Origin of the sequence: Streptomyces sp. NPDC001536 (genome assembly GCF_042894505.1) — a bacterium.
Lineage (GTDB): Bacteria > Actinomycetota > Actinomycetes > Streptomycetales > Streptomycetaceae > Streptomyces.
Map to the genome: position 1 here is coordinate 399,351 of NZ_JBIAVQ010000007.1, position 21,467 is coordinate 420,817.

At 72.6% G+C, this 21,467-nt stretch carries 13 protein-coding genes; 8 read left to right on the forward strand and 5 right to left on the reverse strand.

What is annotated here, in order from left to right:
• Positions 1 to 42: 42 nt before the first annotated feature.
• A complete protein-coding gene (locus ACFY0U_RS21725; protein WP_388638167.1) occupies positions 43 to 1,086 on the reverse strand; it encodes a glycoside hydrolase family 5 protein in 1,044 nt (347 codons plus the stop codon).
• Between the two features lie 147 nt (positions 1,087 to 1,233).
• Here ACFY0U_RS21725 and ACFY0U_RS21730 point away from each other — a divergent pair, with 147 nt between their 5' ends.
• The gene (locus ACFY0U_RS21730; RefSeq protein WP_388638170.1) at positions 1,234 to 2,280 is read left to right on the forward strand and encodes a LacI family DNA-binding transcriptional regulator; all 1,047 of its coding nucleotides are present in this window, start codon (positions 1,234 to 1,236) and stop codon (positions 2,278 to 2,280) included.
• 146 nt (positions 2,281 to 2,426) lie between these two features.
• Here the strand turns inward: ACFY0U_RS21730 and ACFY0U_RS21735 are convergent, their stop codons facing one another.
• Complete coding sequence (locus tag ACFY0U_RS21735; protein ID WP_388638173.1) at positions 2,427 to 3,599, reverse strand: S1 family peptidase; 1,173 nt, start codon at positions 3,597 to 3,599, stop codon at positions 2,427 to 2,429.
• A gap of 252 nt (positions 3,600 to 3,851) precedes the next feature.
• Here ACFY0U_RS21735 and ACFY0U_RS21740 point away from each other — a divergent pair, with 252 nt between their 5' ends.
• The gene (locus ACFY0U_RS21740) at positions 3,852 to 11,573 is read left to right on the forward strand and encodes an SDR family NAD(P)-dependent oxidoreductase (protein ID WP_388638176.1); all 7,722 of its coding nucleotides are present in this window, start codon (positions 3,852 to 3,854) and stop codon (positions 11,571 to 11,573) included.
• Between the two features lie 37 nt (positions 11,574 to 11,610).
• Positions 11,611 to 13,068 (forward strand): tryptophan 7-halogenase, encoded by a 1,458-nt coding sequence (locus tag ACFY0U_RS21745; protein ID WP_388638179.1) that lies wholly within the window; start codon positions 11,611 to 11,613, stop codon positions 13,066 to 13,068.
• On the opposite strand, the gene ACFY0U_RS21750 is transcribed toward ACFY0U_RS21745, so the two are convergent.
• Positions 13,058 to 13,981, reverse strand: a complete 924-nt coding sequence (locus tag ACFY0U_RS21750; RefSeq protein ID WP_388638182.1) for an LLM class F420-dependent oxidoreductase — start codon at positions 13,979 to 13,981, stop codon at positions 13,058 to 13,060. The genes ACFY0U_RS21745 and ACFY0U_RS21750 overlap by 11 nt on opposite strands.
• A gap of 132 nt (positions 13,982 to 14,113) precedes the next feature.
• Here ACFY0U_RS21750 and ACFY0U_RS21755 point away from each other — a divergent pair, with 132 nt between their 5' ends.
• The 5 genes from ACFY0U_RS21755 (at position 14,114) to ACFY0U_RS21775 (ending at position 18,796) form a co-directional block, all read left to right on the forward strand.
• A complete protein-coding gene (locus tag ACFY0U_RS21755; RefSeq protein WP_388638185.1) occupies positions 14,114 to 15,301 on the forward strand; it encodes an MFS transporter in 1,188 nt (395 codons plus the stop codon).
• Between the two features lie 206 nt (positions 15,302 to 15,507).
• Positions 15,508 to 16,020, forward strand: a complete 513-nt coding sequence (locus ACFY0U_RS21760; protein WP_388638186.1) for a toxin-antitoxin system HicB family antitoxin — start codon at positions 15,508 to 15,510, stop codon at positions 16,018 to 16,020.
• A 92-nt stretch (positions 16,021 to 16,112) separates the two neighbouring features.
• On the forward strand, positions 16,113 to 16,955 hold the full coding sequence (locus tag ACFY0U_RS21765; protein WP_388638188.1) for a DUF4097 domain-containing protein: 843 nt from the start codon (positions 16,113 to 16,115) through the stop codon (positions 16,953 to 16,955).
• Positions 16,956 to 17,015: 60 nt separating this feature from the next.
• Positions 17,016 to 18,008: an ATP-binding cassette domain-containing protein gene (locus ACFY0U_RS21770; protein WP_388638190.1), complete on the forward strand. Its 993-nt coding sequence runs from the start codon at positions 17,016 to 17,018 to the stop codon at positions 18,006 to 18,008.
• Positions 18,005 to 18,796 (forward strand): ABC transporter permease, encoded by a 792-nt coding sequence (locus tag ACFY0U_RS21775; RefSeq protein ID WP_388638192.1) that lies wholly within the window; start codon positions 18,005 to 18,007, stop codon positions 18,794 to 18,796. The genes ACFY0U_RS21770 and ACFY0U_RS21775 overlap by 4 nt, the downstream gene beginning before the upstream one ends.
• 79 nt (positions 18,797 to 18,875) lie before the next feature.
• On the opposite strand, the gene ACFY0U_RS21780 is transcribed toward ACFY0U_RS21775, so the two are convergent.
• Together ACFY0U_RS21780 and eboE are read right to left on the reverse strand one after the other, a co-directional pair.
• Positions 18,876 to 20,261: an alkaline phosphatase family protein gene (locus tag ACFY0U_RS21780; protein ID WP_388638194.1), complete on the reverse strand. Its 1,386-nt coding sequence runs from the start codon at positions 20,259 to 20,261 to the stop codon at positions 18,876 to 18,878.
• Complete coding sequence (gene eboE, locus ACFY0U_RS21785; RefSeq protein WP_388638196.1) at positions 20,258 to 21,460, reverse strand: metabolite traffic protein EboE; 1,203 nt, start codon at positions 21,458 to 21,460, stop codon at positions 20,258 to 20,260. Before eboE ends, ACFY0U_RS21780 begins: the two co-directional genes overlap by 4 nt.
• Positions 21,461 to 21,467: the final 7 nt, after the last annotated feature.

Here is a 21,467-nt window from a genome sequence, read left to right on the forward strand (position 1 = left end):
CGCGGTGCGAGCGCACCGCGGCCGAGAGGTCGCGCGGGAGGGTCAGTCCTGGACGGGCTTGCCCCGGCCCCACGCCCAGGCGAGGCGGTCCGCGCCGGACTGGTTGGTGGTGGTCAGCCAGGGCTTGGCCGGGTCGCCGGTCAGCTTCTGGATCGAGTACGTGTCGTCGGTCCGCAGGCCCGGCCAGTACACGGAGCCCATCTTCAGCTCGCGGAAGGTGTCGGTGACGGCCTGGATGAAGTTGACGTAGTTGTCGTCCGGGGTCGGCACGTTGTAGTTCAGGCCGGTCGTCATCGGGGCCCCGAACTCGTCCGCGACGGTCCGGTTCGCGCAGTCACCGATGCGCACCTTGAGGTCGGCGACCCACTCGTCGTAGGTGGCGTACGACTTCCAGAAGCCGTAGTGGTGCAGCGACAGGTAGGTGCCCTTGAGGCGCGGGTCGGCGCAGACCGTGGTGACGTGGTCGTTGTAGCCGGCGCCGCTGACGAACACCCGGTCGCGCGGCACCTTCGAGTAGGTCTGGAGCCACTTCGCCGCTATGTCGGCCCACTCGGTGTCGGTGTAGCCGTGGGGCTCGTTCATCGGCTCGAAGTAGACCTTCGAGTTGTTCTTGTACGCCTTCACCACGGTGTCCCACATGGGCCAGTAGGTGGCGGTGTCGTCGATGTAGCCGTCCTTGCGGTCCCCCGTGCCCTCCCAGTAGGACACGATGACCTTGAAGCCCTGCGCCGTCGCCGCGTCGATGACACCGCGGTACGACTTCCAGTACGAGCCGTTGACGGTGTACGGGTTGATCGGCAGCCGGACGGTGTTGGCGCCGAGGTTCGCGCGGAACGCCGCGATGATCCGGCTCGACTTGGTGTACGTCTCGCGGTAGGTGTCCGAGGTCGACAGGCCGGACAGCTGGAGCAGGTCGTCGGCGAAGTTGTCGCGGGGGTCGGCCCAGTTGACGCCCTGGAACTGGGTGGTGTCGGTGCTCGGCGCGGCCGAGGCGGGGCTGCCGGCGAGGGTGGAACCGGTGACGGCGGCGACCGCGACCGCGACGAGAGCGGCTCGCAGACGGGAACTGACAGGGGTCTTGCGCATCGACTTACCCTCCAGGACGACAGCATGTTTACGTAAACATGACGGCGCCGGAATCGTGACATCCGCCCCAGCGGCCGTCAAGGTTTCCCACACGTAACATCCGATGCGCCGCACAACAGCGCTCACAGCCGATCGAAGGAGGCGCCAGTGGTGGAACGGGGTGGCTCCGACGTGCCCGGCGGACGCCGTAAGCAGCGGGTGTCCATGGCCGACGTCGCCCAGCTCGCGGGCGTCTCCTCCCAGACGGTCTCGCGCGTCTCCAACGGCCATCCCGGGGTGATCGCCTCGACGCGGGAACAGGTGCTCGCGGCGATGCGGGAGCTGGGCTACCGGCCCAACAGCGCGGCCCGCGCCCTGCGTTACGGCCAGTTCAACACCATCGGCGTGATCCTCTTCAGCCTCGCCTCCACCGGCACCAGCCGTACCGTGGAGGCGATCGCCACCCACGCGGCGGCCGAGGGCTACGCGATCACCCTGATCCCCATCGACGTCCCGACGCAGGACAACGTCCTGGGCGCCTTCACCCGCATGGGAGAGCTGGCCGTCGACGCCGTCATCGTCATCATGGAGATCCGGCTCCTGGACGCCGGCACCGTCCAACTCCCGCCCGGAGTCCACACCGTGGTCGTGGACTCCGACGCCGGCGACCGCCACACCGTGGTCGACACCGACCAGGCGGACGGCGCGCGCAAGGCCGTGGAGCATCTGCTCGACCTGGGCCATCGCACCGTATGGCATGTCACCGGTCCGCAGACGTCCTTCTCGGGTCAGCGCCGCACCCAGGCGTGGCGCGCGGTGCTGGAGGAGGCCGGGCGTCCGGTGCCGCCGGAGGTGTACGGCGACTGGTCGGCCGAGTCGGGGTACGCGGCCGGGCTGGCGCTCGCCGGAGAGCCCGACTGCACGGCCGTGTTCGCGGCCAACGACCAGATGGCGCTGGGGCTGTTGCGCGCTTTCCACGAGCGCGGCCGCGCCGTCCCCGACGACATCAGCGTGGTCGGCTTCGACGACATCCCCGAGTCCGCGTTCTTCGTGCCGCCCCTGACCACCGTCCACCAGGACTTCGCCGAGGTGGGCCACCGCTGTGTGCAGAAGGTGCTCCAGCAGATCCGCACCCCGGGCGGCTCCCCGCCGGGCACCGACCTGGTCCCGACCCGACTGGTGCGCAGAGAGAGCACCGCGCCCCCACGGGGCTGACTGTCACTCGTCCGTGGAGCCGGAACGCGGTTCCAGCGGGTACGGCGGTCCCGGGACATGGGAACGGATCGGCGGACCGACGGTGAGCGGATGACCCGGGCGTGAGGCACGTGCGGGCCCGGCCGGACGGGGCCGGGCCCCACGGCTCAGGCGGTGTGCAGGGTCAGGCCGTACCGGTTGAGGATCTCGTTGACGGGCTGGAACCAGGTCTGGCCCCCGCCGCTGCAGTTGCCCCAGCCGCCGGAGGTGACGCCCTGTGCCTGGTCGCCGCTGATGAACGAGCCGCCGGAGTCACCGGGTTCGGCGCAGACGCTGGTCTTGGTCATCTGACGCACCGCGCCCTGGCTGTAGTTGACGGTCTCGTTCAACGCGAGGACCGTCCCGCAGTGCCAGTGGGTGGTCGAACCCGAGCGGCAGATCGAGGAGCCGACCGGCGCCACGTTCGAGCCGCGCACCAGCTGGTCGGAGACGGTGCCCCAGCCGAGCACGACCGGTACCGTCCACCAGCCGCTGCCCACGTTGACCCAGGCGTAGTCGTTCTCCGGGAACGACGAGCCCTGGAAGTTGCCGATGTAGCTGCGGTCCCAGCCGTAGACGGCGGCGGACGGCTGCCCGCAGTGCCCGGCGGTGATGAAGCCGCCGTGCACCGAGAACCCTATGGAGCAGCGGACGTTGCCGGTGTAGTAGGGGTCGCCGCCGACGGTTCCGGCGGCGAGGGTCTGCGGTGCGGCGGACACGTGCCGGACGGTGACGGGGCCCGCGCGGTGGGCCTTGGCCACGAACCGCCGGACATCGTTGTCGGCTCGCTCGCTCTCGACGACGTTCACGACGACGGTGCTGGACTGTGAGTCGGCGTGCCAGCTGCTCACTCCCTCAGGTGCGGCAAGCTTGTCGAGCCGTGCCTGGGTGGTGGCCAGTTCGCGCGCGCTGTGCGTGACGGTGCGGACCGCGGCGCCCGTGGCCCGTACGTCCCGGAGGGTCGCCGGGGTCGCGTCCGGGGTGAGGCCGACGGTCAGCCGGCCGGCGGTGGCGTCGAACCAGGCGCCGCCGAAGGAACTCCCGGCGGCCCGGCGGACCTTGGGCTCCAGGGCCGTGGCCCGCCGCTCGGCGGCGAGCCTCTCCTCGGCCTCGGCCTGCGAGAGGTTCAGGTCGCGCTGCATGGCGGTGAGGAGGCCGGCGGAGGCGGGTGCCTTCGCGGGGGAAGCGGGTGCCTTCGCGCCGGAATCGCCGGCCGCGGCGGGGGTGGTGCCCGCGGCGAGGCCGGCGCCGAGGGTGAGCAGGACGGCCAGGGCGGCATGCGTGAATCTGGTGCGTCTCATTGGGGGTTGCCCTTCGTCGTTCCAGTGGAGTGGGGTGGAACCGCAGGAGCAGTGGATCTCTGAGAGCGCTCTCAGGGGTGTGGCGCGGCAGAGCCTAGCGGGTGATCATGAACAGGTCCATACCAATAGGCGGTTCGTTGCCGGTTGCGGGCCGCCAGGTCAACTGGCCGGGTTTCGGCCATGGTTGCGGTGCTCCGACGTACGCTGCTTCAAGATCCGCCGCGGTGCGGACTCCCCCTGACAGGAGGCCCGATGGGTGTGGCGGATGCGGTCGTGGTTCGGCCGGTGCCGGAGCTGCTCGCGCGGAACGCGGCGCGGTACGGCGAGAAGCTCGCGTTCGCCGACGACCGGCGCGGCGTCAGCTGGGCCGAACTCGACCGCCGGACCGCCCGGTTGGCGGCCGGACTCGGGGTCGAGCGGGGTACCCGGGTGGCGTTCTGCCTGGACAACGGTGTGGAGCTGGTCGAGGGGCTGCTCGCCACCGTCCGCGCCGCGGCGATCGGTGTGCCACTGCCCCCGCGCGCCACCCATGCCGAGCTCGCCTATCTGCTGGCCGACTGTGATCCGGCGGTCGTGGTCACGGATCAGCGGAGGCTGCCGCGCATCGCGGGGATGGTCGCCGGGCGGGGGGTGCGGCTGGTGGTGACCGGTGAGGGGGAGGTGCCGGAGGACGCGGCGCACATTGACGAACTCATGGCTGAGTCCGAGGGTTCGGTCGCGCCCCGTGACGATCTCGGGCTGGACGAGCCGGCCTGGTTGCTCTACACGTCCGGCACCTCCGGGACGCCGACGGCGGCCGTGTCCAGTCAGCGGTCCGCGCTCTGGTCCTCGTTCGCCTGCTATCTGCCACGGCTGGGGCTCTCGGACACGGACCGTGTGCTCTGGCCGCTGCCGCTGGCCCACACCTACGCCCACTCCCTCTGTGTGCTGGGCACGACCGTGGCCGGGGCGAGCGCGCGGATCACGTCGGCGCCGGACCCGGCCCGACTGGTGCGGCTGATCGGCGAGTTCGAGCCGACCGTGCTGGGCGGCGTGCCGCTCACCTTCCGGCAGCTGCTCGACAGCGGCCTGGGCACGGTGCCCTCGCTGCGGGTGTGCGTCACCGCGGGCGCACCGAGCGACGCGGGGCTGCGGGACGAGGTCGAGCGGCGGTTCGGCGCACCGCTCCTGGACGGCTACGGCTCCACCGAGACCTGCGGCAAGATCGCCATGGAGGCGGTGAGCGGGCCCCGGGTGCGGGGCGGCAGCGGAACTCCGGTGCCCGGCATGGAGGTGCGGCTGGTCGACCCCGACAGCGGGCTGGACGTGGGCGGCGGCGAGGGACGGGCCGGGGACGAGGGCCCGGTCGGGGGCGAGGGTGAGATCTGGGTGCGGGGCCCCGGTGTCATGCTCGGCTACCACAATCGGCCCGAGGCGAGCGCCGATGCCGTACGCGACGGCTGGTACCGCACCGGCGACCTGGGCCGGCTCGGGGCGGACGGCGTGCTGACCGTCACCGGCCGACTGGGCGACCGGATCGTGCGCGGCGGGGAGAACGTCGACCCGGCCGAGGTCGAGCGGGTGCTGCGCGGTCTGCCCGGGGTGCGGGACGCGGCGGTGGTGGCACGGGAGCATCCGCTGCTCGGCGAGGTCCCGGTGGCGTTCGTGGTGCCGGCGGAGCAGTCGCTCGACCCGGCCGATCTGCTGCGCGGGTGCGCCGAGGTGCTGTCGGCGCACAAGGTGCCCGAGGAGGTCCTGTTCACTCCGGCCGTCCCGCGCACGGCGGCGGGCAAGCCCCGGCGCGCGGTGCTGCGCGAGACGCTCGCCGAGCGTCCGCCGGCGCCGGAACTGGCCCGGCTGGCAGGTCTCACGGCCGGTGAACGACGGGCCGCGCTCACGGAGTTGGTGTGCGCTCAGGCCGAGGCGATCCGGGGCACGGCGGCCGATCCCGGCACCGCCTTCGCCGACCTCGGTCTGACCTCGCTGGATGCCATGACCTTGTGGCACCGGCTCACCCTGCGCACCGGACTGCGGCTGCCGGCGACCCTGGTCTGGGACCATCCCAACCCGGCCGCGGTCGCCGCCTACCTCGACAGCCGGATGAGCGGTGACACCGACGCTCCCGCACCCTCTCCCGCTCCCGCGACGACCGCTCCGCGCCGCGGCCCGGAGGCCGAACCGGTCGCGATCGTGGCCGTCGGCTGCCGCTACCCGGGCGGTGTGAGCTCCCCGGAAGACCTGTGGCGGCTGGTCTCCGACGGTGTGGACGCCACCGGCGACTTCCCCACCGACCGCGGCTGGGACATCGACGCCCTCCACCATCCCGACCCCGACCGGCTCGGCACGACCTACACCCGGCGCGGCGGCTTCCTCGACGACGTGGCCGGCTTCGACCCGCTGTTCTTCGGCATCTCCCCGCGCGAGGCGCTGGCCACGGACCCCCAGCACCGGCTGCTCCTAGAGGTCGCCTGGGAGACGCTGGAACGCGCGGGCATCCCCGCGCCGTCGCTGCGCGGCTCCAGCACCGGGGTGTACGTCGGTCTGATGCACGCCGGTTACGGCACCGGGCTCTCACCGCACGAGCTGGAGTCGCACATCGGCATCGGGTCGTCGGGCAGTGTGGCCTCGGGCCGGATCTCCTACGTCCTGGGCCTGCGCGGCCCGACCATGACCGTCGACACGGCCTGTTCGTCGTCGCTGGTCGCGATGGACCTGGCGGCGAGGGCGCTGCGCGCGGGCGAGTGCACGCTGGCGCTGGCGGGCGGGGTCACGGTGCTGTCGAGCCCGCAGCCGTTCATCGCGTTCAGCCGGCAGCGCGGGCTGTCGGCGGACGGCCGGTGCCGGTCGTTCGCGGCCGACGCGGAAGGCACCGCGTGGGCCGAGGGCGTGGGCCTGGTGCTGTTGGAGAAGCTGTCGGACGCCCGGCGCAACGGCCACCCGGTGCTGGCCGTGCTGCGCGGCTCCGCGGTGAACTCCGACGGCGCGTCCAACGGGCTCACGGCCCCCAACGGCGAGGCACAGCGCGAGCTGATCCGGCTGACGCTGGCCGACGCGGGCCTGGGTCCGGCCGACGTCGACGTGGTCGAGGGGCACGGCACGGGCACCGCGCTCGGCGACCCGATCGAGGCGGGCGCCGTACTGGCCACCTACGGACAGGACCGTGACCGAGGGGACCCGGTGTGGCTGGGCTCGGTCAAGTCGAACCTCGGGCACTCCCAGGCCGCGGCCGGGGTGGCGGGCGTGATCAAGATGATCGAGGCCATGCACCACGGCGAACTGCCCCGCTCGCTCTACGCGGAGCGGCCGTCGCCGCACGTGGACTGGTCCGAGGGGGCGGTGCGGCTGCTCGACCGCGCGCGGCCGTGGCCGGAACGCGACCGGCCGCGCCGGGCGGCGGTCTCCTCGTTCGGGATCGGCGGCACCAACGCGCATGTGATCATCGAGCAGCCGTCGGACGCGGCCGGCACGGCCGAGCCGACGCGTCGGCTGCCCGTGGCGCCCTGGCTGCTGAGCGGCGCCGACGAGGCCGGCCTTCGGGCCCACGCGAGGAAGCTCGCGGCGACACTGGCCGACGCGACCGACGCGACCGACGCGACCGACGCGACCGGCGAAGCCTCGCTGGACATCGCGTATTCACTGGCGACCACCAGGACTCCCCTGTCCCACCGCGCGGCCGTGCTGGGCTCCGACGCCTCCGAACTGCTCGCCGGTCTACGGCAGTTGGCGACCGGTGACGAGGGCACGGCGCTCCTAAGGAACACCGTGCGCGGTACCCCCAAGCTGGCGCTGCTCTGCGCGGGCCAGGGCACACAGCGTTCCGGTATGGGCCGTGAACTCGCCGCGACCTTCCCGGTGTTCGACGCGACGTTCTCCGAAGTGTGCGATTGGTTCGGTCCGTTGCTGGACCGACCGCTGCGGGAGGTGATCGACGATCCCGACAGCGACCTCCTGGACCGCACCGACTACGCCCAACCCGCGCTGTTCGCCTTCGAGGTCGCCCTGCACACCTTGCTCGCCGACTGGGGCGTACGACCGGACTACCTGGTCGGCCACTCGATCGGCGAGCTGGCGGCCGCGTATCTCGCCGGTGTGTTCTCGCTCGGCGACGCGGTCCGGCTGGTCGCCGCGCGCGGCAGGCTGATGGCCGCGCTGCCCGCCGGTGGCGCGATGATCGCGGTGCGGGCACCGGTGGACGAAGTGGTGCGCCGGCTCGGCGAGACGCCCGGACGGATCGCCATCGCCGCGGTCAACGGACCCGCGTCCGTCGTGGTGTCCGGCGACGAGGACGCGGTGACCGCGCTGGCAGGCTCGTTCGGCGGCCGGAGCACCCGGTTGCGGGTGAGCCACGCCTTCCACTCGCCGCTGCTCGACCCGATGCTGGCCGAGTTCCGGGCGGTCGCCGAGACCGTGACCTACCACCGGCCGTCGCTGCCCGTGGTGTCGACGGTGACCGGCCGCCCCGAGCCCGAGGCGCTCGCCACCGCCGACCACTGGGTACGGCAGGTGCGCGAGACCGTCCGGTTCGCCGACGCGGTGAACTGGCTGGCGGAGGCGGGTGTGACGGCGTTCGTCGAGGCCGGTCCCGGTGCCGCGCTCAGTGTGGCGGCCGAGGACTGTCTCGCGCCGGACGCGGGCGCGGTGTTCGCGTCGTCCGCCGACGCGCGGGGAGCACTCGCGGGGCTGGCGGCGCTCCATGTGCACGGCGTCCCGGTCGACTGGGAGTCGGTGTACGCGGACAGCGGTGCCCGTCGTCGCCCGCTGCCCACCTATCCGTTCCAGCGGCAGCGCTACTGGCTGGACGCGGTACGGCACGCCGGCCCGGCCGGGCATCCGCTGCTCGGCGAGGCGCAGCCGGACGCCGACGGACCCGGTGTGCGGCACACCGGGGTGCTGTCCGTCGTACGCCAGTCCTGGCTCGCCGACCATGCGATCGGCGGCCGGGTCCTGGTACCCGCGACGGCGTTCGCCGAGCTGGTCTGCCACGCGGCCGGGACGTCGGGTCCGGTCCGGCTGACCGAACTGGCCTTCCGGGAGCCGCTGGTCCTGCCGGAGTCGGAGCCGGTGCGCCTTCAGGTCGTCACCGACGGTCCGGACGAGGCGGGGAACCGGCCGGTCACCGTCTGGGCCCGGGCGGGCGACGCGTGGACGCGGCATGCCACCGCGACCATCGCGCCGGCCGCTGCGGCGCCCGTCGTCCCGGCCCGGACCTGGCCGCCCGCCGGCGCCGAGCGGCTCCCGGTCGACTACGCACAGCTCGCCGCGCACGGCCACCACTACGGACCGGCCTTCCGCGCGGTGACATCACTGTGGCGCCAGGGGACGTCCCTGTTCGCCGAACTCGCCCTGCCACCACGGGAGGCGGCGACCGCCGGCTCGTACACCCTGCATCCCGCGCTCCTCGACGCGGCACTGCACGCCGCCCTGCTGGCCGACGGCGGTGGGGGCGAGGCGCGCGTCCCGCTCACCTGCGCCGGAATGACGGTGCACACCACGGGCGCCACCTCCGCCCGGGCCCATCTGGAGCGGCTCGGCCCGGACGAGCTCCGGGTCACTCTCACCGACCACGCGGGACAGCCGATCGCCACGGTCGAGTCCCTGGTCACACGGGTCCTGCCCGCCCAACGTCCCAGCGCCCGAGCCGAGTTGTACGGCATGGTGTGGCGACCCGTCTCGCCCGGCGGCGGCGACACTCGGCACGAGCTGCTCGACCTGGCCGGACCGGATGGGGACGCGGCTCCACCGGACCGAGCACTGAGGCTGCTCACCGCCACGCTCGCCGGCGTACAGGACTGGATCGCCGATTCACGGCCCGGGCGCCTCCTGGTGCTCACCCACAACGCCACCGGGGACGATCCCGACCCGGCGGAAACCGCGGTCGCCGGACTCGTCCGCAGCGCCCAGTCCGAGCATCCCGGCCGGATCGTGCTGGTCGACCGCCGTGGTGGACCGGCGTCCCCGGCGGACCTCGACGCGGTGCTGCGCACCGGCGAACCTCAGGTGGCCCTTCAGGACGGCGTCGTCCTCGCGCCCCGGCTGACCTCGGTGCAGCCGGGGACAGCGTCACTCGCCCTCGATCCCGAAGGGACGGTACTGATCACCGGCGGCACCGGTGCGCTCGGCGCGAGCCTCGCCCGGTACCTGGTGGCCGAACACGGGGTCCGCCACCTGCTGTTGGCGAGCCGCAGCGGTCGTACACCGGCATGGGCGGCCGAACTCGACGCGACCGTGCGCACGGCGGCCTGCGAGGTGGGCGACCGCGCCGCCGTGGACGCTCTGGTCGCGTCCTGCCGGCCCGCGCTGACGGCGGTGTTCCATCTCGCCGGGGTCGTGGACGACGGTGTCGTGGACGGCCTGACCCCGCGGCGGCTGGCGACCGTGCTCGCGCCGAAGGCGGGCGGCGCCTGGCATCTGCACGAGGCCACCAAGGACCTCGGGCTGTCCGCGTTCGTGCTCTACTCCTCGGCCGCGGGTGTGCTGGGCCGCCCCGGACAGGCCAACTACGCGGCGGCCAACGGCTTCCTCGACGCGCTCGCCCGGCATCGCGTCGCCCAGGGTCTGCCCGCGCAGGCCCTGGCCTGGGGTCCGTGGGACACCGCCGAGGACGACGGCATGGCGGCCCAGGTCCCGGCGCACCGACTCGGCGACGGCGGTGTCCTGCCGGTCGACGAGGAGGAGGGCATCGCTCTGCTCGACAGTGCGCTGCGGACCCCGCAGCCGGTGCTGGTGCCGATCCCGCTGAACCTGAGGGCACTCGGCGGTCCGGCCACCCCGCCGGTCCTCACGGACCTGGTGCCGAAGCGTCCGGCGGCCGCCCCGACCGCCGTCGCGCAGGCGCCCGGTGCCTGGCGGGAGCGGCTCGTCGCCGTTCCGGCGGACGAGCGGGAGGCCGTGCTGGTCGAGCTGATCCGCGCCGAACTGGCGCTGCTGCTGGGCTTCGAGGACCCGGCCGCGCTTCCCGCCGATCGCGCGTTCGGGGAGCTCGGCTTCGACTCGCTGATGGCGGTGCAGTTCCGCAACCGGCTCAGCGCGTTCACGCGGGTACGGCTGGCGTCGACGATCGTGTTCGACCATCCGACGCTGCATTCGCTGGCCGCGCATGTCCACGCCGCCCTGCGCGAAGTCCTTCCGGACGCCGAGGCCGAACCCGGGAGCGGTGGCGACGGCGAGGGCGAGCCGTCCTCCTACCGCTTCGGCCCCCTGTACCACCAGGTCCTGCGCGAGCGCGGCCCGCTGGAGGCGATGGGGCTGCGCTACCTCGCCTCCCACGCCCTCCCGTCCTTCACCGCCGCCGAGCGCGGCCGGTACGCGGTCGCCCCGGTCCGGCTGGCGCAGGGCGCGGGCACCACGCTGGCCTACATCCCGGACTACCTCACGCCGTACCATCGCGTCCCCGCCGGGCTGGCCAAGCAGTTCGACGGCGAGCGCGACCTGTTCCTGCTGGAGCATCCGGGTCTCGGCGCCCGGAAGGCCGTGCCGGACAGTGCGGCCGCGGTCGTGCGGACGCATGTCGACGCGGTGGGCGCCCTGTCGTCCGAGGGACCGGTCGTCCTCGTGGGCTACTGCGCCGGGGGCGCGATCGCGCAGGCCGTGGCGCGTGAGCTCGCGCGGTCGGGGCGGCCGCCGGCCGGGCTGATCCTGCTGGACGCGCACGCGGGCGTGCTGCGCCGGGACGACGAGCGGGCGCTGGCACTGATGACCGCCGGTGCCGAGCTGCCGGACGACGTCGTCGCCGAGTTCGAGGACTCGTTGCTGATCGCCGGCGGCGGCTACGCGCGCGTGCTGGAGAACTGGGACCCCGAACCCTCCCCGGTCCCGACCCTGCTGGTGCGGGGCCGGCCGACCGCGCAGATGCGGCGTATCGACCCCGACGGGGAGTGGCTGCCGAGCTGGCCGCCGCCGCACGACACCGCCGACGTCCCCGGCGACCACTACACCCTCGTCCACCACGACGCCGACACCACGGCCGCGGCGATGCGCGCCTGGCTGACGGCATGAGCCACCGACACCGCACCAGGGAAACAGGAGTTGCCGTATGACCCAGGAGTACGACCTGATCGTCGTCGGCGGCGGACCCGCCGGGTCGACCGCCGCGACCGTCGTGGCCAAGCGCGGACACCGGGTCCTGCTGCTGGAGCGGGAGACCTTCCCGCGCTACCAGATCGGCGAGTCGCTGCTGCCCGCCACGGTCCACGGCCTGTGCCGCATCCTCGGTGTCGCCGACGAGGTGCAGCAGGCCGGCTTCACCCTCAAGCGTGGCGGCACACTGCGCTGGGGCCGGGACCCCGAGCCGTGGCAGTTCTCCTTCGCCATGACTCCGCGCGTGCCCGAGCCCACCGCGACGGCCTTCCAGGTGGAGCGCTCACGGTTCGACGAGATCCTGCTGCGCGGTGCCCGACGGGCCGGCGTCGAGGTCCGCGAGGGCAGCCCGGTGCGGCGCGTCGTCGCCGACGACGAGCGGGTGCGGGGCGTCGAGTTCACCGACGCGGACGGCAACTCCCGTACGGCACACGCGCCTTACGTCATCGACGCGTCCGGCAACACCAGCCGGATCCACGGCGGGGTCGGCGGTGGGCGGGTGTACTCCGACTTCTTCCGCAACCTCGCGGTGTTCGGCTACTTCGCGGGCGGGGCCCGGCTGCCCGAGCCGAACAGCGGCAACATCTTCTGCGCCGCGTTCGACGCCGGCTGGCTCTGGTACATCCCGCTGCGCGACGACCTGACGAGTGTCGGCGCGGTGATCTCCCCCGAGCACACGCCGGCGGTCCAGCGCGACGCGCGGGGCGCGTGGCGGGACATGATCGCGGCCTGCCCCGAGGTGAGCCGGCTGGTGGCGGGCGTACCGGAGGCGACCGAGGCGCCGTACGACCAGGTGCGGGTGCGCAGGGACTGGTCGTACTGGAAGAAGTCCTTCTGGACTCCGGGCATGGCGCTGGTCGGCGACGCCGCGTGCTTCGTGGACCCGGTGCTGTCCTCCGGCGTCCATCTGGCCACCTACGGCGCCCTGCTCGCCGCCCGTTCGGTGAACTCCGCGCTGGACGGCAGCGTGCCCGAGGAGCTCGGCTTCGCCGAGTTCGAGGCCCGCTACCGTCGCGAGTACCGCGTGTTCTACGACTTCCTCATCGCCTTCTACGACATGGAGCGCAACGAGGACTCCTACTTCTGGTCGGCGAAGAAGATCACCAAGGTGGACCTCGGCGAGGCCGCCGCGTTCGCCGAACTGGCGGGCGGGCTGGTGTCCCGCGACACGGCGGTGGTCCGTGCGGACTGGCACACCTCTGCCGCCCAACTCGATGGTGCGGTCGGGCAGTTGGCAGCCTCGGACGGCCGGATCAACCCGCTGTTGTCCGCCCCGGTCGTCGGCGAGACCTTCCGCACCGGCAACGACCTTCAGGAGCAGGCGCTTTACGGCGGCCCGCTCGACGACCCCGGCCCGTCCGACCCCGACGGCCTGGCCGTCACGCCGGACGGCCTGTCCTGGGTCAAGGCGTGACCGCCAGCTCCCCCAGCAGCTTCCAGGTACGGCGCCGGTCCTCCTCGCCGCCCAGGTCGGTCGCGGTGAACGCCACCTCCGTCGCCCCGGCCTCCCGGTACCGGCGCACTTCGGCGGCGACGGTCTCCTCGTCGCCGATGACGGCCAGGTCGGCGGCGCGGGTGGCACCGGAGAGGCCCAGGACCCGCTGGTAGGACGGGAACTGCTCGTAGAAGGCGAGGGACTCGGTCGCCTTCTCCCGTACCGCCTCGACGTCGGCGGTGACCACGCCCGGCACGAAGGCCACGATCCTGGGCGCCGGTCGCCCCGCAGCCTCGGCCGCCGCGGTGACGGCCGGGACGAGGTGCTCGGCGAGGGCACGCGGCCCGGCCAGCAACGGGAGGATGCCGTCGGCGAGTTCGCCGGAGACGCGCAGGGCCTGCGGGGCCATGGCGGCGACGAGGAGCGGCACCGGCGGCTCGGCACCGCCGGGCACCGACGCGGGCAACGGCGGTGCGGCGGTGAGCAGTTCACCGTGGAAGTCGGCGCCGCCGGTCTCGGTCAGCGTGCGCAGGGCGGTCAGGAACTCACGGAGCCGGGCGATCGGACGCTCGTACGGGATGCCGAAACCGGTCTCGGTCAGGTGCTTGGTACCGAGGGCGAGCCCGAGGTGATAGCGGCCCCCGGTGGCGGCCTGGGCCGTCTGGGCCTGGCTGGAGACGAGCAGCGGATGGCGGCCGAAGACGGGGATCGCGGCGGTCCCGACATGCAGTCCGGGCACCTCACGGCCCACGATCGCGGCCAGCGAGGGCGAGTCGTACCCGAAGGTCTGCCCGAACCACGCGGAACGCAGCCCGAACTCATGGGCTTCGCGGGCGAGTTGCACCGTGGGATCGATCCGGTTCTGGACAGGGAGTGCTACGCCGATGGTCATACTCCGGGCAACCGGCGCGCACGGGACGGGCATTCCTGCTCGCACATGACAAGCGTGTGAAGCGCTCGTTGACCTTGCCCCAAGGGGAGCCCGCAGCATCGGTGCGCGGACCTGAGGGGCGAGGAGGCACGGGTGCTGGTGGACGTACGGCCGTTGCGCGGGGGCGCCTTCAGACGCCTGTGGGCCGCCGGTCTCGTGACCGGACTGGGGGCTCAACTCACCGCGGTCGTGGTGCCGTTGCAGCTCTACGGCTTCACCGGGTCGTCCGCCTACGTCGGGCTGGCCGGGTTGGTGGGCTTCGCGCCGATGGCCGCGGCTGCGCTGTGGGGAGGTGCGCTGGCCGACGTACGGGACCGGCGGCGGGTGCTGCTGGTGACGACGGCCGGTGTCGGTGTGACGTCGTCGCTGCTGTGGGCCCAGGACCGGGCGGGTCTGCGGTCGGCCGGCGTGCTGCTGGTGCTGGTGGGCGTACAGCAGGCCCTGTTCGGCGCCAACGCCGCGGTGGGGCGGGCGGTCGTTCCCCGTCTGGTGCCGCCCGAGTCGCTGACCGCCGCCAACGCGTTGCAGTCGACGGTCGTCATGTCCGCCGGGATCGCCGGACCGCTGCTGGCCGGCGCGCTGCTGCCGGTGGTGGGTGCGCGGACGCTGTATCTGGCGGATGCCGTCGCCGTCTGCGCGACGGTGTGGGCGGTGTGGCGGCTGCCACCGCTTCCTCCCCTCGATCCCGCCGGGGGGAAGCGGGCCGGGCTCCGGGAGATCGCCGACGGCTTTCGGTTCGTGGCGCGGCGCCAGGCGCTGCTGCTGGTGTATCTCGCCGACTTCGCCGCGCTGTTCCTGGGGTTGCCCACGGCTCTCTTCCCGCAGCTGGCCCAGGAGACCTTCCGGGCGTCGGACATCGGCGTCCTGTACGCCGCCCTCTCGGCGGGCGGGGTGCTGGCCGGGCTCTTCTCCGGGGCCTTCACCCGGGTGAGCCGGCACGGCGTCGCGGTCGCCGTCTCGGTCGGCGTCTGGGGTCTGGCCGTCGCGGGGTTCGGTGTGAGCGGCTCGCTGGTCGCGGCGGCCGGCTGGCTGGTCCTGGCGGGCGGTGCGCTCCTCGTGCTGGGCGTCTTCCGCCGGACCGTTCTGCAGACGGCCGTACCGGACGGGATGCGGGGCCGACTCCAGGGGATCGACACGGTGGTGGCCGCGGGCGGGCCGCGGCTGGGCGATCTCGCGCACGGCGTGGCGGGGGCCGCGTTCGGGGCCGGCTGGGCCGTCAGCGGGGGCGGGCTTCTGACGGTGGCGGTGGCGGGGGTCCTGCTGGTGCTCTTCCTCCGGTGACGCGTGTCGTGGCACCACCTGGCACCAGCTGGCACCATCTGGCGCCACTCCGAGCCCACAAAGGCACCCAAGCGCACATGGCGCCACCGCAAGCCAGCTAGGCATCATTGCATTTTCGCAGGTCAGAGCCCACATGAGATGAGATGGCACCACTGACACCGCTTCACGGCTTGCGCGTGGCACCACAGTGATGCCATGATGGCGTCATGGACCTCACCCCGTATGTCGACAGCCTCCGCCGCGAACTCGCGGTGGCCGCCGAAGCCGGTGGCGACGAAGCCCGCGAGCTGGCGGAGCGGCTCACCGCCCCCCTGGAGTCGGCCACCCGGCTGACCATGCTCAACGTGCTCTCCGCCGCGATGGACGAGATCACCCGCGATCTCGCCCCCGGCTCGGTCGACGTACGGCTGCGCGGGCTCGACCCCGACTTCGTGGTGACACCGCCGCCCACCTACGGCGGCGCCCCCGCGGAGCCGGCCACGCCCGCGGAACCGCTCAGGGCCCCGGCCGACGCCGACGAGGGCGGCACCGCCCGTATCAATCTGCGACTGCCGGCCCACCTCAAGACACGTGCCGAGGAGGCCGCGAGCCGCGAGGGCCTGTCGGTCAACGCGTGGCTGGTGCGCGCCGTGTCGGCCGCGGTCGACGGCGGCACCAGACCCCGTACGGCGGAGAAGACCCAGACCCTCGGACAGAGCTTCACGGGCTGGGTGCGCTGACCGCGCCCAGCCCGGCCCCACCAACCGACACCGTACCCACACCACGTCCCACCAGCGGGGACGCCTTGAAGAGCCAAGAGGACGGGACAGCCATGCCTTCTTTCGACACCTCCGAACCGATCTCGGTCACCGCGCACGTGGGGGCCGGTTCCCTCCAGCTCACGGCGGGCGACCGCCCCGACACCGTCGTCGAGGTGCGGCCCCGCGACCCGAAGAAGGACAAGGACGTACGGGCCGCCGAACAGACCGAGGTCACGTACACGAGCGGTGTCCTCACCGTCAGGACGAAGGAGCGCCGCATGATCGGGCCCAGCGGCGCCGTCGACGTGACGGTCGACCTGCCCACGGACTCGAGTGTCGAGGTGACCGGCTCCTGGATCCAGGTGCTCGGCGAGGGCCGTCTCGGCGAGGTCCGCGTGAAGACCTCCACCGGTGATGTCCGCCTGGACACCACGGGGCCGGCGCAGCTGACCGTGTCACACGGCTCGATCACCGTCGACCGGGTCGAGGGCGAGGCCGAGATGACCACCAGCTCCGGCAACCTGCGCGTCGGCCTCGTCGACGGACCCGCCGTTCTGAAGAACACCCACGGCACCACGACCGTCGGGGCCGTGACCGGCGACCTGCGGGTGAACGGCGCCAACGGCGGCATCGACATCGCGCGCGCCGAGTCGTCGGTCACCGGCACCACCACCAACGGCGCCCTTCGCGTGGCCGAAGTCGCCCGGGGCGAGGTCCAGTTGGAGACCTCCAACGGATCCATCGAGATCGGGATCCGCCAGGGCACCGCCGCCTGGCTCGACGTCAGCTCCAACCGCGGCCAGGTACGCAACGCGCTCGCGGCCTCCGACGCCCCGGAGCAGACCGAGGACACCGTCAAGGTCCGCGCACGGACCCACTGGGGCAACATCGACGTCCTCCGCGCCAAGGTCTGACCGCCACCTTCGCAACCAGCCCGGCTTCCTTCTCACCTCAGCCTTCGATCGGAGGGCCCCATGCCTTCATCTGTCATGCCCACGCCCAGGCAGGCAGGCGGTCCCGCCTCACCGGCCGCCGTCTCCACCATCGGTCTGCGCAAGTCCTACGGCGACAAGACCGTCCTCGACGGCATCGACCTGCACATCCCCGCCGGTTCGGTGTTCGCGCTGCTCGGGCCGAACGGCGCCGGCAAGACCACCGCCGTGAAGATCCTGTCCACCCTCATCACCGCGGACAGCGGTCAGGCCCGGGTCGCCGGGCACGACCTGGCCGCCGAACCGCAGGCGGTACGGGCCGCGATCGGTGTCACCGGGCAGTTCTCCGCCGTCGACGGGCTGATCACCGGCGAGGAGAACATGCTCCTGATGGCGGACCTGCACCACCTGTCCAAGCAGGAGGGACGGCGCGTCACCGCCGAACTCCTGGAACGCTTCGACCTGGTGGAGGCCGCGAAGAAGCCCGCCTCCACCTACTCCGGCGGCATGAAACGCCGCCTCGACATCGCCATGACCCTCGTCGGCAGTCCGCGGATCATCTTCCTCGACGAACCGACCACCGGCCTCGACCCGCGTTCCCGGCACAACATGTGGCAGATCATCCGGGAGCTGGTCACCGACGGCGTCACCGTCTTCCTCACCACCCAGTACCTGGAAGAAGCGGACGAACTCGCCGACCGCATCGCCGTGTTGAACGACGGCAAGATCGCCGCCGAGGGAAGCGCCGAGGAGCTCAAACGGCTCATCCCCGGCGGGCACATCCGGCTCCGCTTCACCGACCCGGACGCCTATCAGAGCGCCGCCGACGCCTTGCGCGAGGTCACACGGGACGACGAGTCCCTGGCGCTCCAGATCCCCAGCGACGGCAGCCAGCGCGAACTGCGCTCTCTCCTGGACTGGTTGGACGCGGCCGGCATCGAGGCCGACGAGCTCACCGTCCACACCCCCGACCTCGACGACGTCTTCTTCGCCCTGACCGGCGACACCGACAAGCCCAAGGAGTCCGTCCGATGAGCACCCTGTCCGTCGCCGTACGCGACTCGTCCACCATGCTGCGGCGCAACCTCCTGCACGCCCGCCGCTATCCGTCGATGACCCTGAATCTGCTGCTCACGCCGGTCATGCTCCTGCTGCTCTTCGTCTACATCTTCGGCGACGCGATGAGCGCCGGTATCGGGGGTGGCGGGGCGGACCGCTCCGAGTACATCGCGTATCTCGTCCCGGGCATCCTGCTGATGACCATCGGCTCCACCACCATCGGCACCGCGGTGTCCGTCTCCATGGACATGAACGAGGGCATCATCGCCCGCTTCCGCACCATGGCGATCCACCGCGGGTCGGTGCTCATCGGGCATGTCATCGGCAGCGTGCTGCAATGCGTCGCCAGCGGGGTCCTGGTCGGGGCCGTCGGGGCGGCCATCGGCTTCCGCTCCGTCGACGCCACCGTCCTGGAGTGGATCGCCGCGGTCGGGCTGATCGCGCTGTTCGCCCTGGCGCTCACCTGGATCGCCGTCGGCATGGGCCTGTCCAGCCCGAACCCCGAGGCGGCCAGCAACAACGCGATGCCGCTGATCTTCCTGCCGCTGATCTCCAGCACGTTCGTCCCGGTGGACGCGATGCCGGGCTGGTTCCGGCCCATCGCCGAGTACCAGCCCTTCACCCCCGCCATCGAGACCCTGCGCGGCCTCCTCCTCGGCACCGAGATCGGCCACAACGGCTGGCTGGCCGTGGCCTGGTGCCTGGGTCTCACCGCGCTCGGCTACTTCTGGTCCAAGTCGCTCTTCGACCGCGACCCGAAGTAGGGGCGCTCCGCTTCCCCCTTGAGGGCACCGGCCGCACCACGCGGCCGGTGCCCTCAAGGCGTCACCGGGTGCCAGTGGGTCAGGTGGTTCCGTCGGTGCTGATGCCGGCCAGCGTCAGCAGGAGGTCCTTGACGTCGGTCGCGTCGATCTCGTCGCGTGCGGCTTCGGGGTGCGAGCAGAGCAGTACGGGGCTGTCCTGCGGGTCCTGCGGCAGGCGGCCGTGGCTGCCGCGTACGCCGGAGGGGTCCAGCGGGACGGTCTGGATGCGGTAGCGCAGGCCTGCCTTCTTGCGGGCGACCTGGCCGATGGCGCGGGCCTTCACGGCGGGGACCGTGGGGTCGTAGAGGAGTTCGGCGGGGTCGTAGCCGGGCTTGCGGTGGATCTCCACCTGGCGGGCGAAGTCCGGGGCGCGGTCGTCGTCCAGCCAGTAGTAGTACGTGAACCAGGCGTCGGACTCCGCCACGGCGACCAGCTCTCCCGAGCGTTCGTGGTCGAGGCCGTGGGCCGCCTTGCCCTCGGCGTCCAGCACCTGGTCCACGCCGGGGAGTTCGGCGACGATCTTCGCCACCGCCGCCGTGTCGGCCGGGTCGCGGACGTAGACGTGGGCGATCTGGTGGTCGGCGACGGCGAAGGCGCGGGACGTCCAGGGGTCGAGGTACTCCATGCCGTCCTGGGTGTGCACTTCGAGCAGTCCGGCGCCGCGCAGGGCGCGGTTGATGTCGACGGGGCGGGAGGCGGGTGCGATGCCGTACTCGCTCAGGATCACGACGGTCGCGTTCTCGCGCCGGAAGTGGTCCAGCAGGGGCCGCAGGGCGTCGTCGAGGCGGCGGGCCTCGCGGGCGGTCTGCGGGGAGTCGGGGCCGGAGCGCTGGGGCTCGTAGTCGAGGTGCGGGACGTAGACCAGGGTCAGGTCGGGGCGGTGCTCGTCGAAGATCTGGCGGGCGGCGGCCAGGATCCACTGGCTGGAGGGCAGCCCTGCGTTGGGGCCCCAGTAGGTGAACAGGGGGAAGTCACCGAGCCTGTCGGTGAGTTCGTCGTGCAGGGCGGGCGGCCAGGTGTAGCAGTCGGGTTCCTTGCGGCCGTCGGAGTAGTAGATCGGGCGGGGGGTGACGGTGAGGTCGACGTCGGCACCCATGGCGTACCACCAGCAGACGTTGGCGACCTTGTAGTCGGGGTCGGCCTTGCGGGCGGTGTGCCAGATCTTCTCCCCGCCGACGAGGGCGTTGTGCTGGCGCCACAGCAGGACCTCGCCGAGATCCCGGAAATACCAGCCGTTGCCGACGATTCCGTGCTCGGAGGGCGGTGCGCCGGTGAGGAGGGTGGACTGCACGGAGCAGGTCACGGCGGGCAGCACGGTGTTGAGACGGGCCTGGAAGCCCTGTTCGGCGACGGCGGAGACGGCGGGCATGTGGCGGAGCATGCGGGGGGTGAGGCCGACGATGTCGAGGACGACCAGTCGGGTCATGAGACGGGCTCCTTGCGTGAGTGAGGTGTCACATCGGCGTGCGACGTCAGGCCGAGCTCCTCGAACCGGTCGCGGGTCCAGGCCAGTTCGGCGGCCAGTCCCGCCACCAGGCCTGCGCGGTCCTGCGGGCGGAGGTGTTCGGGAAGGACCGACCAGGTGTAGGTCTCGACCTCGATGTGGTCGCTCACGACTCGCGGGCCGCCGAGCAACGCGCGCAGAGAGGCGGTCAGTTCGTTCGCCGTGGTGCTGAGCGGCGGCTCGGGGGCGGCGTGCAGGGGTGCGTGGAAGTGCACGCGCCAGGGCGAGCGGGGGTCCAGTCCGCCCGCCAGGGCCTCGGGAAGGTCGTCGACGCCGGTGACGGCGCCGTTCGGGGCGGTGCGTGTCTGGTGCAGGAACCGGGGTTCCGCGAACCGGGCGAGGGCGCGCCGCGCCTCGGGATCGGCGGGGTCGTCGGCCTGGAGGGCGCTGGAGGCCTGCACCTTGACGACCGGGAGCCCGGCGTCGGCGATCCGGCGCAGCGCGGCGGCCGGTTCCTCGAACTGCACGGCGAGATGGCAGGTGTCGAGGCAGATCCCGAGCCACTCGGGGTCCACTCCCCCGAGTTCCCGGGCGGCCTGGACGGTGTTCTCCACCACGCATCCGGGCTCGGGCTCGAACCCGACCCTGATCGTCCGGCCGGTCTCGCGCGCCACCTCGGCCAGTTCCCCGGCGAGTTGGTCGAGAGCCCGCCGTGCGGAGTCCCGCGCCTCGGCCGGCCACGGAGTACGCCAGGCCAGCGGAAGGGTCGAGACGCTGCCGCGCCGGGCGTCGTCGGGCAGCAGCCCCGCCAGGACCCGGGCGCAGTCGGCCGTGTAGCGCAGCCGGGCGGGGTCGGCCCAGTCCGGCAGGTAGACGTCCTTCTTCACGACCTCGCGGTGGAAGCCGCCGTAGGGGAAGGCGTTGAGGGTGACCGTCTCCAGGCCGCGCGCGCTCAGTTCGGCGCGCAGGCGGCGTACGGCGCCGGGGTCGGTGGACAGTTCGGTGACCACGTCGCGGGCCAGCCACAGGCCGATGCCGAGCAGGTCGGCGCCGAGGCTCTCCCGTACGGGCTCGGCGTACGCGGCGAGTTGGTCCACCACTCCGTCGAGGTCCTCGGCCTGGTGGACGTTGCTGCAGTAGGCGAGGTGGACGGTGGTGCCGTCGGGGTGTCGGAAGCGCACGCTGGGG